Here is an 18,003-nt window from a genome sequence, read left to right as displayed (position 1 = left end):
AAGGAGATTTTATATGAAATTTGTCGTTAACTATGCCGGCTCGCTTGTCTATCAGGCCTTTGATGTCATTGATGAAGCTGGAAAACTTGCCTATAAAATTCGTGGGAACACCTTGATGTTCGGTGCAAAAACGACTATTTTTAATGCAGATGACCAAGAATTAGCCCTGCTCAAGCAAAAAATCTCGTTAACCCACTACAGTTACAATATCCTACGAGATGATCAATTAATTGCCAACGTCACCAAGAAAAACCTATCCTTAAAGCCAAAATTCACCATTACTGGTCTAGACTGGTCTGTGGAAGGAAAGTTCCTATCACGCGAGTACAAACTCTTTAACAACAACGGTGAGGTTATTGCAATCATCAATAGGCAAGGTCTTCTGCAAGAAGGCGCTTATGCTTTTGAACTTATTGACCAAACCGTTGATCCTGTCACAATCCTTGCTGTTTTAACAGCTATCGATGCTGCTCTTATGCAGAAATAGTGTGGATTTCTTATCGCTCAAAACGCCCTCAGTGTCCTGTTTCTCACTGAGGGCGCTTTTTGTCTAAAGGGTCTGTACCATAAAACTTCTACTCTCCAGCACTTTCAGCATAGCTTTAGCCGTATCTAAAGCGGTGAAAAGCGGAACTCCATTTTCAATAGCAGCCTGACGGATTTTTGCCCCGTCCTGCCCTGCTGTTCGGTCGAGACCGGAAGTGTTAATCACGGCTTGAACCTTGCCCTGACGAATCGAGTTTAAAATATCAGCTCCTCCATCACCGATTTTGGGGACTGTCTGAACTGGCAAACCTTGCTCAATCAGGTAACGCGCTGTGCCTGCAGTTGCGATTAAGCCATAACCGATAGCTAGGAAACGTCTTGCGAGATCTAAAGCCTCCCCCTTGCTCTCATCAGCAATGGTAAAAATAATGTTGCCATGACTTGGCAGATGAAGATAGCTGGCTTCAAAGGCTTTATACAGCGCTTTTTCAAGCGTACGGTCTGTCCCCATCACCTCGCCTGTAGATTTCATTTCAGGACCAAGCAAGCTATCAACCTTGGCTAACTTGGTAAAGGAGAAGACAGGAGCTTTGATATGAACCTGCGGACTTTCTGGGTAGAGACCATCAACGTAGCCAAGCTCATCTAGTGTTTTGTCTAAGATCAGTTGGGTCGCGACCTGTGCCATTGGAATCCCTGTAACTTTAGAGAGAAATGGCACTGTCCGGCTGGCACGCGGGTTAACCTCAATCACATAGACTTGCTCATCTTTGATGACAAATTGAATATTCATCATACCAATACAGTTGAGCCCAATAGCCAAACGCTTGGTGTAATCCACAATGGTGTCTTGAACCGCCTCTGTCAGAGTCTGCGGCGGGTAGGCAGCCATCGAATCCCCAGAGTGAACTCCTGCCCGCTCAATGTGTTCCATAATACCTGGTATCAAAACTGTCTGACCATCCGAAATGGCATCAACTTCGCACTCTTGACCAATGATGTAGGAATCAATTAGGACGGGGTGGTCTGGGCTGGCTTTAACTGCCGTCCGCATATAGTTGCGAAGATCAGCCTCCTTGTCGACAATTTCCATGGCACGACCACCGAGAACATACGATGGGCGGACAAGCACCGGATAACCGATACGAGCGGCAGCTTGCACCGCACCTTCTTCATCAACAGCAGTTTGTCCTGGTGGTTGCGGGATGTCAAGCTCTCGCAGGGTCTGCTCAAAAAGATCACGGTCTTCTGCCCTGTCGAGATCCGCCACCTGTGTCCCCAAAATCTTAACACCTGCCTGGGCAAGAGGTTCAGCTAGATTGATTGCCGTCTGTCCACCAAATTGCACCACGACCCCAATCGGTTGCTCAAGGTCAATGACATGAAGCACATCTTCCAAAGTCAACGGTTCAAAGTAGAGCTTATCTGACACTGAAAAATCGGTCGAAACCGTTTCTGGGTTAGAGTTCATGATAATCGCCTCATAACCTGCCGTCTGAATGGCCTTGACCGAATGCACCGTCGCATAGTCAAACTCTACCCCTTGCCCGATACGGATAGGACCAGACCCTAACACCAGCACAGATGGTCGACCAGAAGCCACAGACTCATTCTCAAGACCGTAAGTAGAGTAAAAATACGGCGTCTCAGAAGCATACTCACCCGCGCAAGTATCCACCATCTTATAGACCGGCGTGATGCCGTTTTCCAGACGTTTCTGGCGAATAGCAGAGCTATCCACCTGCCACAGCTCTGCGATCTTGCGATCGGAAAAACCATGTTGCTTGGCCAGTTTCAAGAGCTGTAGCTCATTAGGTTGACTGGCTAAAGCAAGCTCCAACTGATAAATGTTAACCAATTTCGTGAGGAAGAAGCGATCAATCCCTGTTAAGTCGTAAAGCATATCCAGTTCACACTCTCGACGAATAGCTTCAGACAGGTAAAAGAGGCGGTCATCTTGTGCCTTGCTCAGTCGCTTCACAATCTCATCATCTGATACTTGACGGAGTTCTGGCAGTTCATTGTGGTGGGCTCCGATTTCTAGAGATCTGATGGCTTTGAGCAAGCTCTCCTCGATGTTACGACCAATGGCCATTACCTCCCCAGTTGCTTTCATCTGAGTACCTAACTGGCGATCTCCAGACTCAAACTTGTCAAATGGAAAACGGGGCAGTTTGGTCACCACATAATCAATGCTCGGTTCAAACATGGCATAGGTTGACCCTGTGACTGGATTTTTCATCTCATCGAGGGTCAGACCAACTGCTATTTTAGCGGCTAACTTAGCAATCGGAAAACCTGTTGCCTTAGAGGCTAAGGCAGACGAGCGAGATACGCGAGGGTTAACCTCAATAACATAATACTTAAAACTATGCGGATCAAGCGCTAACTGAACATTACAACCGCCCTCAATTTTTAAGGCTCTGATAATCTTGAGACTAGCATCTCGCATCAACTGGCACTCGATGGCAGACAAGGTTTGCGTCGGCGCCACCACAATCGAGTCGCCTGTATGAATGCCTACTGGATCAACATTTTCCATGTTGCAGACCACCAAGGCGTTGTCTGCTGAGTCACGCATCACTTCGTATTCAATTTCCTTGTAACCTGCGATGGAACGCTCCACCAAGCACTGCGTAACGGGTGAGAGTTTAAGGCCGTTTTCTGCAATTTCTCGTAGCTCTGCTTCATTGGCACAAAGTCCACCCCCAGTACCACCAAGCGTAAAAGCAGGGCGAACAATGAGCGGATAACCGATACGCTCAGCAAACTCCAGGGCCTCATCAACACTTGTGACAATAGTAGACTCTGGAATTGGCTCACCCAAAGTTTCCATCAACTGCTTAAAGAGGTCACGATCCTCTGCCTGGTCAATGGCAGATAGCTTAGTCCCCAAGAGTTCAACTCCCAACTCATCTAAAATGCCTTCTTTGGATAACAACATGGCCATATTGAGCCCAGTCTGACCACCAAGTGTCGGCAGCAAGGCATCTGGTCGCTCTTTGCGCAAGATGCGAGAAACAAATTCTAGGGTAATTGGTTCGATATAAACCTTGTCCGCAATTTCTCGGTCAGTCATGATAGTGGCTGGGTTGGAATTAACAAGGACAACCTCATAACCTTCTTCCTTGAGTGCTAAACAGGCCTGAGTTCCAGCATAGTCAAACTCGGCTGCCTGGCCAATCACGATTGGTCCAGAGCCGATTACCATGATTTTCTTAATGTCTGTGCGTTTTGGCATAGTATCCCCCTCTACGTTTTAGATTTGCTCTTGTCTTTTGGTCATGAGTTCTTGCCAGTCCATAAAGGTCTGACGTGTCGGCTCATAGTCAATGCCCATCACAGCGAGGCTCTGGTGTCTGGTCGCTTGAATGCTTTGGTCATTCAAATGACGGGCTAACACCTCTAGTTGCTCTGGCAAGTCAGCGTCCACTGCCGCTTCTGTTTGACTCTGTAAGGTAAAGGTCACGCGCCCTGTCTCTATTTCACGCACCGCATGGTTAGTCCCGTGATGTCCAACAGCCAAACGCTCGACCCTAGCCCCATTAGCTAGTGCCAAAACACGATGACCTAAACCAAGTCCCAAAATTGGCAGACTATCCTGCAAGCTCCTGACTAGTTCAACCACCTGTGGCAGCTGGTGAGCTCTCCCAGGACCGCTGGACAAAATCAGTCCACTTGGGGCTAGGGCTAGAATCTGTTCAGCTGAGCTATCCCAAGGCACAACCGTAACTTGCCAGTCTAAGTGTTTAAGTGTTTTTAACAGGGCTTGTTTCAGTCCCAAATCAAGGATCACAACACGACGACCTGTCCCTGGCAAGGCATAAGCTGTCTTGGTCGATACCCTGTCAACGAGATTCTGCTCAATTGCTTCGACCTGATTGGGCTCATCTCGCTGGTCGGTCAACTGTGCTCTAATAGAGCCTCTGTCTCTAATCAAACGCGTCAGCGCTCGCGTATCCAAACCAGAAATACCTGGAATCCCTTTGCGGCGCAAAAACTCATCTAAGGTCATCTGACTGCGCCAGTTACTGCCCTCTTTTCCCCATTCATAAACAATAACACCTCGGCAGTCTGAATAGAAAGAATTATCATCATCAGCATTTAGCCCATAGTTGCCAATTGTTGGGTAAGTAAAAACCACAAGATGACCAGCATGAGCTGGGTCTGTAATGGTTTCTTGGTAGCCAACCATACCTGTTGTAAAGACCAGCTCACCAGTTGTTGTCACATCAGCTCCAAAGGCTTCTCCCTCAAACACTGTGCCATCTTCTAAGATTAAATACCGTTTTGCCATGTTCTCTCCTTACAAATAGTGCAATTTTCCACGGAAATCATCTAAACATTCGTAGCCTTTTTCAGCCATGATGCTCCGCAATTCTGCCTCCAAGCGGTCAAAAATCGCTGGGCCCTCCTCCTGAAGAGCTGTTCCGACCTGCACCAGACGTGCACCGCAGAGGATATGCTCAAAGACATCACGACCAGAGCTCACACCACCTGTTCCGATGATAGCAATCGATGGTTTCAACCGCTGATAAAAGGCATGGACATTGGCCAGAGCTGTCGGCTTGATGTAACTTCCTCCAAGACCCCCAAACCCATTTTTGGGCTTAATAGCTACCGTCTCGTCGTCAATGTAGAGGGCATTGCCGATACTGTTGACCGTATTGACAAAGGTCAAGGGAAACTGATTGAGCACCTTGGCGATTTGGTCAAAATGAGTGAGATCAAAGTAAGGCGGTAATTTCACTCCCAAAGGCTGGTCAAAGTAGGCGAAAACTTCTGTCAGGAGTTCGTTGACACCTTCGGTGTCATAGCCCAGCTGGGGTTTGCCGATAAGGTTGGGACAAGAAAGATTGAGCTCCACAAGACCATTGTAGCTAGAAGACTGGATTTTCCTGAGCAAGGTATGAGTTTCCTCACGAGACAGCCCCGTCACGGATAGGAATGGCGAGCTCCCCCCAACCTCTACCGTTTTGAGGTAGTCCAGATAGTAGTCAATGCCCAAATTTGGCAAGCCCATGGAATTGATAGACCCTAGCGGTACTGCCTTGTAACGCGGTGTCGGATTGCCCTCGCGTGGATTGAGCGTAGCAGACTTGGTGACAAAGGTGGTCGCCTTAGATGCCCGCAAGTCATCCAGTTCAGTTCGGTCATAACAATGAACACCAGAGGCATTCATCACACAGCTGTCAAAACTAAATTGTCCAAGAGTGGTTTGTAATCTGGTCATGTTATTTCTCCTCGTAAACGATTTGTCCTTGATAAATGGTCACCAATGCTTTCCCATAAACGGTCTGTCCACCGTAAGGGGTATTTCTGCCTTTGCTGAGAAACTGGTCTGGGTCGATGGCATAAGCCGTCTCGGTATCTAAAATCACCATGTCAGCAGAGCTGCCAACCGTCAACCTACCATAAGGCAAATCAAAACAGGTTGCCACGTCCTCAGTCATCAGCGCCAGCAATTTTTCCAACGGTAAGATCCCTGTCCGCACCAAATGAGTGTAAAGCAAACCAAAAGCCGTTTCACTACCGACGATACCAAAAGCTGCTTGGGTCATGGAGCAGTTTTTTTCCTCAGGCGCATGCGGCGCGTGGTCAGTGGCGATGATGTCAATGGCGCCATCCAAAAGCCCCTCAATCAGAGCCTGTCTATCCTGAGTTGACCGTAAAGGCGGGTTCATCTTCCACAGGCCAGTATCGTGAGTAATGTCCATCTCGTCGCTAACCAGATGGTGAGGGCAAACCTCGCAAGTCACTCGAATGCCATTTTTCTTGGCCTCGCGCACCAAGCGCACCGAGGCTTCGGTGGAAACATGGCAGACATGATAATGGCAACCTGTGGCTTCCGCCAATAAGATGTCTCTGGCAATCTGCACGCTCTCACAAACAGACGGAATGCCTGGCAACCCTAGCTCCTGACTACGTTTACCCTCGTGCATACAACCGCCTCGTATAAGAGAATTTTCCTCGCAATGAGCGACAATCGGCTTGCCCAATGAAGTTGCCAAACGCATGGCCTCATACATGGTATTGGCATCTTGAACCCCACGCCCATCATCACTAAAGGCAAAAACACGCTGTGCCAAATCCGTCATATCTGCCAAGTCCTGCCCCATTTCCTCTTTGGTAATCGCGCCATAAGGAAGCGCCCTGATAACACTATGCTGGGCAATCAAGTCTAGTTGCTGCTGCAAATGTTCTCGACTGTCTGGGACAGGATTGAGGTTTGGCATGGGCATGACTGTTGTAAATCCACCTCTGGCAGCCGCTCGACTGGCCTGAGCAATGGTTTCCTTGTGCGGAAAACCTGGTTCTCGCCAGTGGACATGAACATCAATGAAGCCTGGCGACACATAGCGACCAGCTGCATCAAGTACCTCATCCCCTATCGGATCAATCCGCTCGGCTATTTCTCCGATATACCCTTGGGCAATGAGAATGTCTCGCTTAACCCACTTTCCGTCTAGGAAAATCGTGGCATTTGTGATTAACATCTGTCCCTCCTATAAGTTGTTGCCGGTGATGATGTGCTCTAAAATCGCCTGCCGCATGAAAACACCATTGGTCATCTGCTCAAAAATAACTGACTTGTCCGCTTCCACCAACTGGCTAGCAATCTCCGCCCCATGGTTAACAGGAGCAGGGTGCATAACAATCGCCTCTTGTTTGAGTTTCTTGTAGCGTTCCAAGGTCAGCCCATAAGCCTGATGATAGCTTGATATGTCTGACAATTTCGTTCCAAAATGCCGCTCATGCTGCAGACGTAAAAGCATGCAGACATCCAACTCTGGTAAAACGGTGTCAAAATCAACCATTTCACCTAAGGTCTTATCCTCAAAAGCTTCTGGACCGACAAAGACAACCGTCGCGCCTAGCCTTTTCAAGGTATGGTAATTGCTTCTGGCTACTCGAGAGTGCTTGATGTCGCCAACAATAGCTACCCTGAGCCCTTCAATGCGACCAAAACGCTCATAAATGGTCATCAGATCCAACAGACACTGGCTGGGGTGTTCACCGCTGCCGTCACCTCCGTTGATTACTGGCGCCGTCAGACCCGCTAGTTCATCAGTATAATAATTCTCTTTAGGGTGGCGGATAACCAGCAACTGACAACCAATAGCTGCCATAGTCTGACAGGTATCGTAGAGACTTTCGCCTTTGTTGACTGAGGAAGTATCCGCGTCAAAATTGATAACACGAAGCCCCAGTTTTTGCTCTGCCACCTCAAAACTGTGCTTGGTTCGGGTCGAATGTTCAAAAAAGAGATTAGAAACGAAGAGATCTGAACGATGCAGGGGTGGGCTACCTGCTTTCAGCGCCAAAGCTCGATGGATTAGTCCATAGACTTGCTCAGTTGTCAGGTCCGACATGCGGATAAGGTTGATCATCACAACTCCTTTCTTACCCCGTAGGGTTGGTTTAGGGAAAATAGCTGAGCTAAACAGATGAGTTTTCTAGCTCGTGTCAATACTCGGCTTATCAAGTTCTTGAAAAAAGTGCTGAACCTGAGATAAGTCCGATTGTGCTAAATAGCCCTCTTCAACAGCCAACCTCAGCAAGGTTTCTCGGTCAGACAGGGTGTACAGTGGCACATTTGCTGCTGCAAAGGCCTTCTCGGCTCTCTTGAGCTGATAGGTAAAAATCGCCACAACTCCAACCACTTCAATACCAGCTTGACGCAAGATGTGAACGGCCTCCAAAACACTACCTCCAGTTGAAATCAAGTCTTCAATCAAGACGACCTTGGTGTTTGGGATTTGATACCCTTCAATTTGCTGGCTACGACCGTGCTTCTTTTGACTACTTCGGACATAACCCAGTGGCTTATTGAGATGGTCTGCTAAGATCGAAGCCATCGGGATACCTGCCGTGGCAGTCCCCATGATGGCGTCATAATCTAGGGATTGAATCTGGGCAACTAAGGCATCCCTCACCTGACGACGTTGTTCAGGAAAAGCCAGTACACGGCGATTGTCACAGTAGATCGGCGACTGGATACCGCTAGCCCAAGTAAAGGGCTGATCTGGTGATAGAAAGACAGCCTTAGTCTCTAAGAGCAGTCTTGCAAGAGCAGTTTTTGTCATAGAAGTTCCTCCTCAATAGCTAGATAGGTTTGGTAAGGGTGTGCTGATTGGCTGATGCTGCGCCCAACGACAATATAATCAGACCCAGCTGTCTTGGCAAGAGCCGGTGTCGCTACCCGTTTCTGGTCAGCTGCTCGGCTATTTCCAAAAGAAATCCCGGGCGTCACACAGATAAAGTCCGCCCCACAGGCATCGTGAATGGCTGCTACCTCATGGACACTGCACACCACCCCGTCCATACCAGCTGCTTTAGCGTTGCGAGCGTAAGCTAAGGTTGTCTCTAGGGCAGGTTGAGAGAGACCAAGCTCTTTCTGGAGTTGCTGATCATCAAGCGAGGTCAGGATGGTCACTGCAATACAGAGGCTATCTGGATTGACTAACTTGACAGCATTGACAGCCGCTGTCATCATGGCTATGCCACCTCCAGCATGCACATTTAGCATGTCCGCACCCAGTGTCGCCAGTTGGGTCATGCCTTGGGCGACGGTGTTTGGGATATCGTGGAGCTTGAGGTCAAGAAAAACCTGAAATCCCTTAGCTTTCAACTCACTAACAAAATCAGCCCCCAGAGCGTAGTACAGCTCCATGCCAACCTTGACATAGATCGGTTCTGGAAAATCAGCAAGCAAATCCCATGCTTGATCGGCAGTAGGCACATCCAGTGCCAGTATGGTTTTTGTCATCACGCCTCCTTAATTAGCCTCAGGCAACAAAAAAGTGCCCTGTCATCGACAAGGCACCTGTAAATGGCTTCACAACAAGTTGGATACAGCAAAGACATCATCAGCAATAAAATTTCTGGTGTATGCTCTTTGACTGCTAGGGTCAGCTGGTTGTTTTTCTAACGTTACCCTATCGTTCGGGTAACACAATAAAGCCTAGAAAACATAACCATTTTCCCATACGCTATTTGTCAGATTCAGTTACCTTGCTCGCCTCTCTGGACGAATTTAAAGATATTCTGAATTGATTCTAGCATATTCTAATAAAAAATGCAAGAGATTTTGTTTAGAATTTCAAATATTTACGGACAGATAGGCTAGACCCAATCGCACCAATCACAATCCCGACAGCAAATAGTCCGCCGACAACATAGTATAGGAAAGGCACTGGTGGGTACAGAGAAAGGTTCTGCACAACTAATCCAGGATTCCATTCGCTATAGGCAAAATGGTAACCAAAATAAACCAATAAGGCAGGCATGATCGCCCCAAGTAAGCCTACAAGAGATCCCTCAATAAAGAAAGGTCCGCGAATATAGCCGCTCTTAGCACCAACCAAACGCATAATCTGAATCTCACGGCTGCGTGAGATAATGGTCATTCTGATGGTATTGGAAATAAAAAATATGGCCATGACTAAAATGAGCGCTGTAATGCCTACCCCCCAAATTCGAACAGTATCCGCCAATTTGAAGAGAGCTTCAGCTTTCAGACCGCCGTAAGACACTGAGTCAACCCCAGCAATTTTTTCAATGGCAGCTGTGACCGACTTAACTGAATCAGGTGTCTTAGTAGAAACAATGTAAATATCTGATAGAGGGTTATCCTGATCATAGATTTCCCAAGCTTCACCCATGGTTTGTTTCAAGGCAACGAGCTGCTCATCCTTACTAGAAAAGGTGATTTGGTCAACATCTGGCAAGGCCATGATTTGATCATAAACCTTGTGATAATCAGGGTTTGGCACTGTTTCTCCACGGTCATTGACAATCGTTTCGTTATTATCCGTTGATTCGTACAAAAGGAAAGTGTTGATTTGAACATTGCCCTCAACGCCTGTTGTTAGGCGTTCCGCATTGATGATAATAACTGAGAAGAAAGCCAACAGGGTCAAGGTTAGGCTAACAGATGATGTCGCAATCACACTCATCAAGCCGTTTCGAATCAATCCTTTCACGGCTTCCCAAAAATGTCTAAATGGTCTAATCATCGTAACCGTAATCTCCTTTCTCTTGGTCTCTGACCACGCGCCCATTTTCAATAGCGACAACGCGGTGGCGCAAGGTGTTGACAATCTGGCTGTTGTGGGTCGCCATTAAAATAGTTGTCCCTTGCATATTGATGCGCTCAAGAAGCTTCATGATTTCCCAAGAGTTATCAGGATCAAGGTTACCTGTCGGCTCATCAGCAATCAAGAGTTTCGGATTGTTAACAATAGCTCGCGCGATAGCCACACGCTGTTGCTCACCACCTGATAATTGGTCAGGAAAGGCACGCATCTTGTGCTTGAGACCAACAAGTTCTAGCACTTCAGGAACACGTTTTTTGATGGTTTTACGTCTTTCACCGATAACTTCCATAGCGTAAGCGACATTCTCAAAAACAGTCTTACGGGGCAGAAGTTTATAGTCTTGGAAAACAACGCCAATCGAGCGACGAAGATAGGGCAGGTGTTTGGGTTTGAGGTTGGTGACATCAAACTCACCTACCTTAATACGACCACTGGTCGCCTTTTCCTCGTGATAAATCAGTTTGATAAAACTTGATTTACCAGCCCCTGAGGGGCCAACGATATAGACAAATTCGCCTTGGTTGACATCAAGGTCAACACCGCGCAAGGCAGTTGTCGAGCGATGGTATTTCTTGATCACATCGCGTAATTCAATCAGTGCCATAGACACTCCTTTCGTTTTTCAGCTCAGAGCAGTTGCTCAGCTCTGCTATTTCTCAGAAAATCCTAAACCTAAGAGGTTCAGATAAATAAGAATGCAAAGGGCAGAACTTTTCCTCACTCTCTCGTTTTCAAGCTCAGGCCAAAACAAGCCACTGGCTTTCCCTCGCTATCTCATTTTCAAGCTCAGGCTAAAACAAGCCACTGGCTTGTTTTACTCATCCACACCCATTTTCCACTTGAGGTAGGCGTCGATAAAGCCATCGATCTCACCATCCATGACCTTGTCCACCTGAGCAACCTCATAGCTGGTCCGATGGTCTTTGACCATGGTGTAAGGGGTAAAGACATAGGAACGAATCTGGCTGCCCCATGTGATTTCTTTCTTGTCACCTTTGAGGGCAGACACTTCAGCCGCCTTTTTCTCTTCTTCCAACTGATAGAGCTTGGCTTGGAGCATCTTCATGGCTCTGTCTCGGTTGCCGTACTGGGTGCGGTCAACAGTTGAAGCGACAACAATTCCTGTCGGAATGTGGGTCAAGCGCACCCCTGTTGAGACCTTGTTGACGTTCTGACCACCTGCACCACCTGAACGGAAGGTGTCCATCTTGACCTCATCATCACGGATAGCAATCTCGATGTTATCGTCTAACTCCGGCATGACCTCAACAGAGGCAAATGAGGTATGACGACGTTTCGCCGAGTCAAAGGGTGAAATCCGCACCAAACGGTGAACCCCCATCTCTGACTTTAATAAACCGTAGGCATTTGGCCCTTGAAAAGACAGGGTCACTGACTTAATCCCAGCCTCGTCTCCCGCCTGATAGTCCAAGGTTTCTACCTTAAACCCTCTAGCATTGCCAAAACGCATGTACATGCGAAGCAGCAAATCACCCCAGTCCTGAGCCTCAGTACCACCAGAGCCTGGGTGAATCTCCAAAATAGCGTTGTTGCTATCATAGGGTTCTGATAAGAGTAGCGTCATCTCGTAGCTGGTCATCAGACCCTCAAGCCTCGTCAAACTGTCAGACAACTCCTCCAACAAACTCTCGTCCTCTGCTCCCATCTCCAGCAGCAACTCGCACTCGTCGCAGAGCTCCGTCATGTCATGAAAGGTCTGGTAGGTTGTTTTGAGGTCATTTAGCTCCTGAGAGACCTTTTGCGCCGCCTGATTATCATTCCAAAAATCTGGCTCAGTCATAAGGTGCTCTAAGGTCGCGATGTCCTCTTCCAAACGGTCGAGGTCAAAGAGACCTCCCAAAGCTGGTTAGCTTTGCACGCAGGTTCGCAATCTTGTTGCGGCTGTCAATCATATCCATAGTTTACCTCGCTGGTTCTTTTTTAGGGCAATAGCAGAGCTGCACCCCAGTGTTAGTCCGTTTCGGTTAATTGGCAGGAAACTGCCATAACTTTTCTATTCTATCATATTTTTAGCTAACTTGCCATTTTTGAAGCAGTTGCTCACGCTCCGTCAGAATATCAGCGTTGTCCGTCTTCACCGCCAGCACCAGCTCTAGCATATCATCGTTCGGTGTTTTGATGATTTCCCCCAAGGCCCAAAGCGCTGTCGCCGTGTGAATGGGGTTATTGTTTTTATCAATGATTTCCAAGAGCTTGACGACTGCTGTCTTGTCGTGAGCATTGGCAAGGGCGATGATGGCATTGCGTTGGAGGATATTTTTCCCTCGCCAAGAACCGGCAATCATGCCAAACTTTTCCTTGAAGGTCGAGTTGGTCAATTCCAAGAAGGGAATCAGCTCTGGCCAAGCCAGTTCAGGGTCAATCTCGCTGGCCAAGGGATTATTTAACCCTTTATTGTAAGGGCAGCAGATTTGGCAGATGTCACAACCATAGATAACAATCTTGATTTTCTTGCGAAATTCCAGCGCCATCATGCCCTTGTCCTGGGTTTGAAAGGATAGACAACGCTTGGCGTCCATGCTCCCATCCCCAATCAAACAGGACGTCGGACAGGCATACAAACACCGCCTGCAGTCCCCACAGTCATAGTCCACAGGCTGGTCGGGCTCAATCTCCAGATTAGTAATTAGCTCTCCCAGATACATATACGAGCCGTATTCTTTGGAGATGACCAAGCCATTTTTACCGATGAAACCAATCCCTGCTCGTCTGGCTACCGCTGTATCAACCAGAGCGCCCGTATCCACCATGGCCTTGTGCTCTAACGGAAAAGCCTTGCACAACTCTCGAATGCCTGCTGCTAAACGATTGAGCTTGTCTTGGAGAACATAATGGTAATCAAGTCCCCAGCTGTTTGGGGTGATTTTACCCCGCTTGTAATTGGTCTTTTGAGGTTCAATCGGCAGTTTATGGGGGTAAGCAACCGCTATGGAGATGATGGTTTTGGCTGATGCCAAGCTCAGCTTGGGATCCAAACGTTCCTCAATGTTTTTGTGCTCAAAGCCTGACAACCTGTCCTCATCAGCTGCTGCGCGCAAGCTTTTCTCCAAATACGAAAAATCATCAGCCGTGGTAAAGCCGATTTTTGAAATGCCAATCTCTCGCGCGAGTTGCTGAATCTGAGCCTCTAAATCCATACTCTCATTGTACGCCAAAAAAGTGACAAGCGCAAGAAGCTAGCGTTACAAGTTGGTGACATAAAAACCAACCCTTTCGGATTGGTGAACAAGAAAACTGTTTGACAGATGAAGATACCCAGTTCAGACAGAATAGCCAATCACCTCTCGACAGATGGTATCAATCGTCTCGCCATCGACACTGTCAATCCTCATGCGGTAAACGTGATGCAAGCGTGGGTTGTAAATTCCAAGATAAAGAAGTTACTTAAAATGATCATCATAAGATTGGAGACCCATCAAGTAATAAACGAGTACCTGAAGGGTGTGCTTTGCTGTTGGTTTTGCCTTACTCACCTTAAAATCCCACAGGGTATCACTGGTTAAAAAGTCTCCATCCCCACTATCAATGGTTTCTGTATAACCTCCCAGCATGTTAAAACCGTCTTTAATAACAGGACCATAATGATTGAAAAAGACTAAACTCCGCTCGACCATTATTCGAATATTTTCAATAGTCCACATATCCGGAACGATGCTCTCAACAGGCTTATAACCAGAGCGACCAGCACGGAAGACCACATCATAGCCGACTAATTGACAAGCGCAAGTAATGGAATAACTATCCAAACCAATGATGCTCTCCAACAATTCCAAAGCATGCTCAAGTTCATCTATCATCTGAGCACCATAGAGGGAAATCCGAAACGTCTCCTCAGCCTTTGTACCCAATGTAAAACGCGTTAAATAATCAACCGCCAAACCAACCAAGCTGCTATGGATATTTTCAGCAGGCGCTAACTCTTCACCAATAGGCAACTGAGTGACCTCAAAACGAGATGGTTTAACATAACCACCTCTTGGTTGTTTAATCGCACTGATACGTTGCGTAACAGAAACCATCATTCTCTCCCATTTTTTTTGATTTTATTATATCATATCCCCCTTCTCTGTCAAGAAAAAAAGAACCCAGCGAATCGCTGAGTTCGAGGGTTAAATCGCATTCTTATCTTGTCCAGTCGCACGTTGCACAGCCTTAACAAGCTCAACCACCACAATCATGAGACCTGCACCGATGACTGTTACCAGCCATTGGGTCGGTGTCAGCACCGTCACGTGGAAGAAGGTGTTAAAACCTGGCACCACAATCGTTGCCATCAACATGAGGAAGGCCACTACAATCGACCAGTTGAAGAGCTTGTTCTTAAATGGACCGACTGTAAAGATAGACTGGTAAACAGACTTGACGTTGAAGGCGTGGAAGAGCTGGATGAGACCAAGGGTCACATACGCCATGGTCAAAGCGTCTGCGTGGATGGCATGATGGTCACCTGCATGCTCTGGGAATTGCAAGGCAAACCAGTAAACCCCCAAGACCAAGATGGTTTGCAGGATACCTTGGTAAATGATGGCTCCTAGCACGCCACCTGAGAAGAAGCTGGACTTGCGTCCACGAGGCTTGTGGCTCATCACACCTGGCTCAGCAGGCTCCACACCCAAGGCAATGGCTGGCAGGGTATCGGTTACCAAGTTAATCCAGAGCAGGTGAACTGGCTCCAGAACGTCCCAACCAAAGAGGGTTGCAAGGAAGATACAGAGCACTTCTGCGGTATTGGCTGACAGGAGGTACTGGATGGTTTTCTGGATATTGGAGAAGACCTTCCGACCTTCTTCAACTGCGACGATGATGGTGGCAAAGTTGTCATCCGCCAGCACCATGTCAGAAGCACCTTTTGAAACTTCCGTACCTGTGATACCCATCCCGATACCGATGTCAGCTGTCTTGAGCGACGGTGCATCGTTGACACCGTCACCTGTCATGGCAACAACCTTGCCTTCATTTTGCCAAGCCTTGACAATCCGCACCTTGTGCTCAGGCGATACACGGGCATAGACAGAGTATTGCTTGAAGACTTTTTGGAACTCTTCATCGGTCAACTCATTGAGCTCTGCTCCTGTGAAGACGTGATCTTCCGTGTCATTCGGATCGATGATCCCGAGGCGCTTGGCAATAGCTTCCGCAGTATCCTGATGGTCACCTGTGATCATGATTGGACGGATACCCGCTTCTTTTGCCACAGCAACAGCTTGCGCTGCTTCTGGACGCTCTGGGTCAATCATACCGACCAAGCCTGCGAAAATGAGGTCATTTTCAACCACTTCTATCTCAAGTGTCGGAATGCTGTCCACATACTTGTAAGCCATCATGAGGACACGAAGTGCTTGCTTGGCCAGCGATTTATTGGTCTCAAGGATGGCTTCACGGTCAGCGTCTGTCAGGGTACGCACCTGATCCTTGTCCTCAATCTGGGTAATCCGCTTGAGGAGCTGGTCTGGCGCACCTTTGACCGCTACAAAGTAGCGACCATCTGCCTGTTGGTGAATAGTGGACATGAGCTTACGCGTTGAGTCAAATGGCAACTCTGCCACACGTGGTTCCCCTGCTAACACCTCACGCACATCAAAGTTCTTGTCCAGACCAAACTGCACCAAGGCTGTCTCCGTCGGGTCACCGATGAGCTTGCCTGATGGGTCAATCTTGGTGTCATTGGCAAAGTTCATGACACGAAGGGTTGAGTTGCTAGCGTCAAACGCCGCTGACGCATTGAGCAATTCACCATTTGTATACACCTTCTCAACGGTCATCTGGTTCATGGTCAGAGTACCCGTTTTATCCGAAGCGATTATCTCAGTCGAACCGAGCGTTTCTACCGCTGGCAACTGACGGATAATGGCATTCCGCTTAGCCAATACTTTTGTACCAAGTGACAAAACAACGGTCACGATAGCTGGCAGTCCTTCTGGAATAGCCGCAACCGCAAGGGCAATCGCTGTTGTCAACCCTTTCAGAGCTGGCGTTCCTTGGACAAAGACACCAACAGCAAAAGTAATAGCTGCAATCACCAAGACCGCATAGGTCAGCACCTTAGACAACTGATGGAGGTTTTGCTTGAGCGGGGTATCGCTCTCATCTGCGTTTGCCAACATACCAGCGATATGACCGACCTCAGTGTACATCCCTGTATTGGTCACGACACCAGAGCCTCGACCGTAGGTCACGTTTGAGTTCTGGTAGGCCATGTTGACACGGTCACCGATCGGAGCATCCGCAGCCAAGGTGACTGTCAAATCTTTCTCAACAGGAACTGACTCACCCGTCAGAGCAGCTTCCTCGATTTTCAGGGAGTTGGCTTCCAAGAGACGCATATCCGCTGGCACCACATCCCCTGCTTCTAGCATGACGATGTCGCCAGGCACCAAGTCTTTTGAGTCCACTTCGATGACATGACCGTTCCGACGGACGCGGGCAACAGGCGAAGACATGCTCTTTAGGGCTTCAATGGAAGCTTCTGCCTGTCCTTCTTGGTAAACACCAAAGGCAGCATTTAGAACGACAACGGCTAAGATGATGATGGCATCCGCCAAGCCGTGCATCCCTTCTGTCACTACGGTCAAAATCGCCGCTGCCAAGAGGATGATAATCATCAAATCCTTAAATTGGTCGATAAATTTCTGCAAGAGGGTGCGTTTTTCTCCCTCATCGAGCTCATTGCGACCATAGTCTGCTAGACGAGCCTTCACCTGATCATTGGTCAGACCATCAATGCTGGCCTCCAACTCTGCCAACACGACGTCTTCATGCTTGGCATAATAGGCGTCACGTTTTTGTTCTTTTGACATGTGTTCTCCTTTTCTAGTCTTTTTCCATGCCAATAGAAAAAGACCTGTTTTTTCTAAAACAAGTCTCGCGGTTTCAGACAGCGCCGGAAAATAATTTTCGGAATGACGACCCTGCCCAGCTGTTGCCAGCTGCTGCTACTCCCTTGAATATGTCTACTAGTTTACCAAATCATCAGCAAAATAGCAAGAATTTCGTCAGTTTATTTTTGCCAAGAAATGTGTAACTCATAACTAGCAAAAGGCTGCTGAGCTTCTGGTGAGGGCAAGAGGTCATAACTGACAAGAACGGTTTGCTGACTTGCCGATAAGTTAAACGCTCTGCTATTGGTCACTAACCGCTGAACCCCCATCGGTGTCGGAAGATTGGCCGTACCGATGCCGCCAGCAACCAACCTCAGTTGCGTCAAGGGAGCGGAATAACGAGTCATCAGCAACTCATTAGTGTTGAGCTTGATGATAACTTTCTCCCCCTCGCTGTTATGGTAAATCAAGTATAGCCAGTCACCTTTGACGACTAAATCGCCTGTATGCGTTTCGTGAATCAGCTCGACATCATCATCTATCTGAATTTTATTTTGAATGGTAATCTGCACAAAGCC

Annotated in this window: 14 protein-coding genes and 1 pseudogene; 1 reads left to right on the top strand and 14 read right to left on the bottom strand. The window is 47.8% G+C overall.

What is annotated here, in order from left to right; genetic code table 11:
• Window positions 1-13 precede the first annotated feature (13 nt).
• On the top strand, window positions 14-487 hold the full coding sequence (locus ACERC8_RS02025; RefSeq protein WP_373658238.1) for an LURP-one-related/scramblase family protein: 474 nt from the start codon (window positions 14-16) through the stop codon (window positions 485-487).
• A gap of 63 nt (window positions 488-550) precedes the next feature.
• On the opposite strand, the gene carB is transcribed toward ACERC8_RS02025, so the two are convergent.
• From carB to ACERC8_RS01955, 14 genes and pseudogenes are all read right to left on the bottom strand, one after another.
• Window positions 551-3,727: a carbamoyl-phosphate synthase large subunit gene (gene carB / locus ACERC8_RS02020; RefSeq protein ID WP_373658237.1), complete on the bottom strand. Its 3,177-nt coding sequence runs from the start codon at window positions 3,725-3,727 to the stop codon at window positions 551-553.
• A gap of 18 nt (window positions 3,728-3,745) precedes the next feature.
• The gene (locus tag ACERC8_RS02015; protein WP_373658236.1) at window positions 3,746-4,783 is read right to left on the bottom strand and encodes a carbamoyl phosphate synthase small subunit; all 1,038 of its coding nucleotides are present in this window, start codon (window positions 4,781-4,783) and stop codon (window positions 3,746-3,748) included.
• 9 nt (window positions 4,784-4,792) lie between these two features.
• Window positions 4,793-5,719, bottom strand: coding sequence for a dihydroorotate oxidase (locus ACERC8_RS02010; protein WP_373658234.1), 927 nt, complete (start codon window positions 5,717-5,719; stop codon window positions 4,793-4,795).
• 1 nt (window position 5,720) lies between these two features.
• Window positions 5,721-6,983, bottom strand: a complete 1,263-nt coding sequence (locus tag ACERC8_RS02005) for a dihydroorotase (protein ID WP_373658233.1) — start codon at window positions 6,981-6,983, stop codon at window positions 5,721-5,723.
• A gap of 9 nt (window positions 6,984-6,992) precedes the next feature.
• Window positions 6,993-7,877, bottom strand: a complete 885-nt coding sequence (locus ACERC8_RS02000; RefSeq protein ID WP_373658232.1) for an aspartate carbamoyltransferase catalytic subunit — start codon at window positions 7,875-7,877, stop codon at window positions 6,993-6,995.
• Window positions 7,878-7,943: 66 nt separating this feature from the next.
• Complete coding sequence (gene pyrE, locus ACERC8_RS01995) at window positions 7,944-8,573, bottom strand: orotate phosphoribosyltransferase (protein ID WP_373658231.1); 630 nt, start codon at window positions 8,571-8,573, stop codon at window positions 7,944-7,946.
• Entirely contained in the window at window positions 8,570-9,256 is a 687-nt protein-coding gene (gene pyrF / locus ACERC8_RS01990; RefSeq protein ID WP_373658230.1) for an orotidine-5'-phosphate decarboxylase, read from the bottom strand. The genes pyrE and pyrF overlap by 4 nt, the downstream gene beginning before the upstream one ends.
• Window positions 9,257-9,581: 325 nt before the next feature.
• Complete coding sequence (gene ftsX, locus ACERC8_RS01985; protein ID WP_373658229.1) at window positions 9,582-10,505, bottom strand: permease-like cell division protein FtsX; 924 nt, start codon at window positions 10,503-10,505, stop codon at window positions 9,582-9,584.
• Complete coding sequence (ftsE, locus tag ACERC8_RS01980) at window positions 10,498-11,190, bottom strand: cell division ATP-binding protein FtsE (protein ID WP_373658228.1); 693 nt, start codon at window positions 11,188-11,190, stop codon at window positions 10,498-10,500. The genes ftsX and ftsE overlap by 8 nt, the downstream gene beginning before the upstream one ends.
• A gap of 210 nt (window positions 11,191-11,400) precedes the next feature.
• Window positions 11,401-12,505, bottom strand: a protein-coding gene (prfB, locus tag ACERC8_RS01975; protein WP_373658227.1) for a peptide chain release factor 2 whose coding sequence is annotated in 2 segments (ribosomal slippage) — window positions 11,401-12,432 and window positions 12,434-12,505 — 1,104 coding nt in all. Because the reading frame shifts where the segments join, the coding sequence is not laid out codon by codon here.
• Window positions 12,506-12,616: 111 nt separating this feature from the next.
• Window positions 12,617-13,744 carry a tRNA epoxyqueuosine(34) reductase QueG gene (queG, locus tag ACERC8_RS01970; RefSeq protein WP_373658226.1) on the bottom strand — a complete coding sequence of 376 codons (1,128 nt, stop codon included), beginning with the start codon at window positions 13,742-13,744 and terminating at the stop codon, window positions 12,617-12,619.
• Window positions 13,745-13,867: 123 nt separating this feature from the next.
• Window positions 13,868-14,626, bottom strand: a pseudogene (locus ACERC8_RS01965) (hypothetical protein).
• A 90-nt stretch (window positions 14,627-14,716) separates the two neighbouring features.
• Window positions 14,717-17,404 carry a cation-translocating P-type ATPase gene (locus ACERC8_RS01960; protein WP_373658225.1) on the bottom strand — a complete coding sequence of 896 codons (2,688 nt, stop codon included), beginning with the start codon at window positions 17,402-17,404 and terminating at the stop codon, window positions 14,717-14,719.
• Window positions 17,405-17,604: 200 nt separating this feature from the next.
• A complete protein-coding gene (locus ACERC8_RS01955; protein ID WP_373658224.1) occupies window positions 17,605-17,997 on the bottom strand; it encodes a DUF1934 domain-containing protein in 393 nt (130 codons plus the stop codon).
• Window positions 17,998-18,003: the final 6 nt, after the last annotated feature.

This window comes from Streptococcus sp. E29BA (assembly GCF_041807805.1).
In the GTDB taxonomy this organism is placed as follows: domain Bacteria; phylum Bacillota; class Bacilli; order Lactobacillales; family Streptococcaceae; genus Streptococcus; species Streptococcus entericus.
Note: the sequence above shows the minus strand (reverse complement) of the source record. Positions and strands in the feature narration are given on the sequence as shown.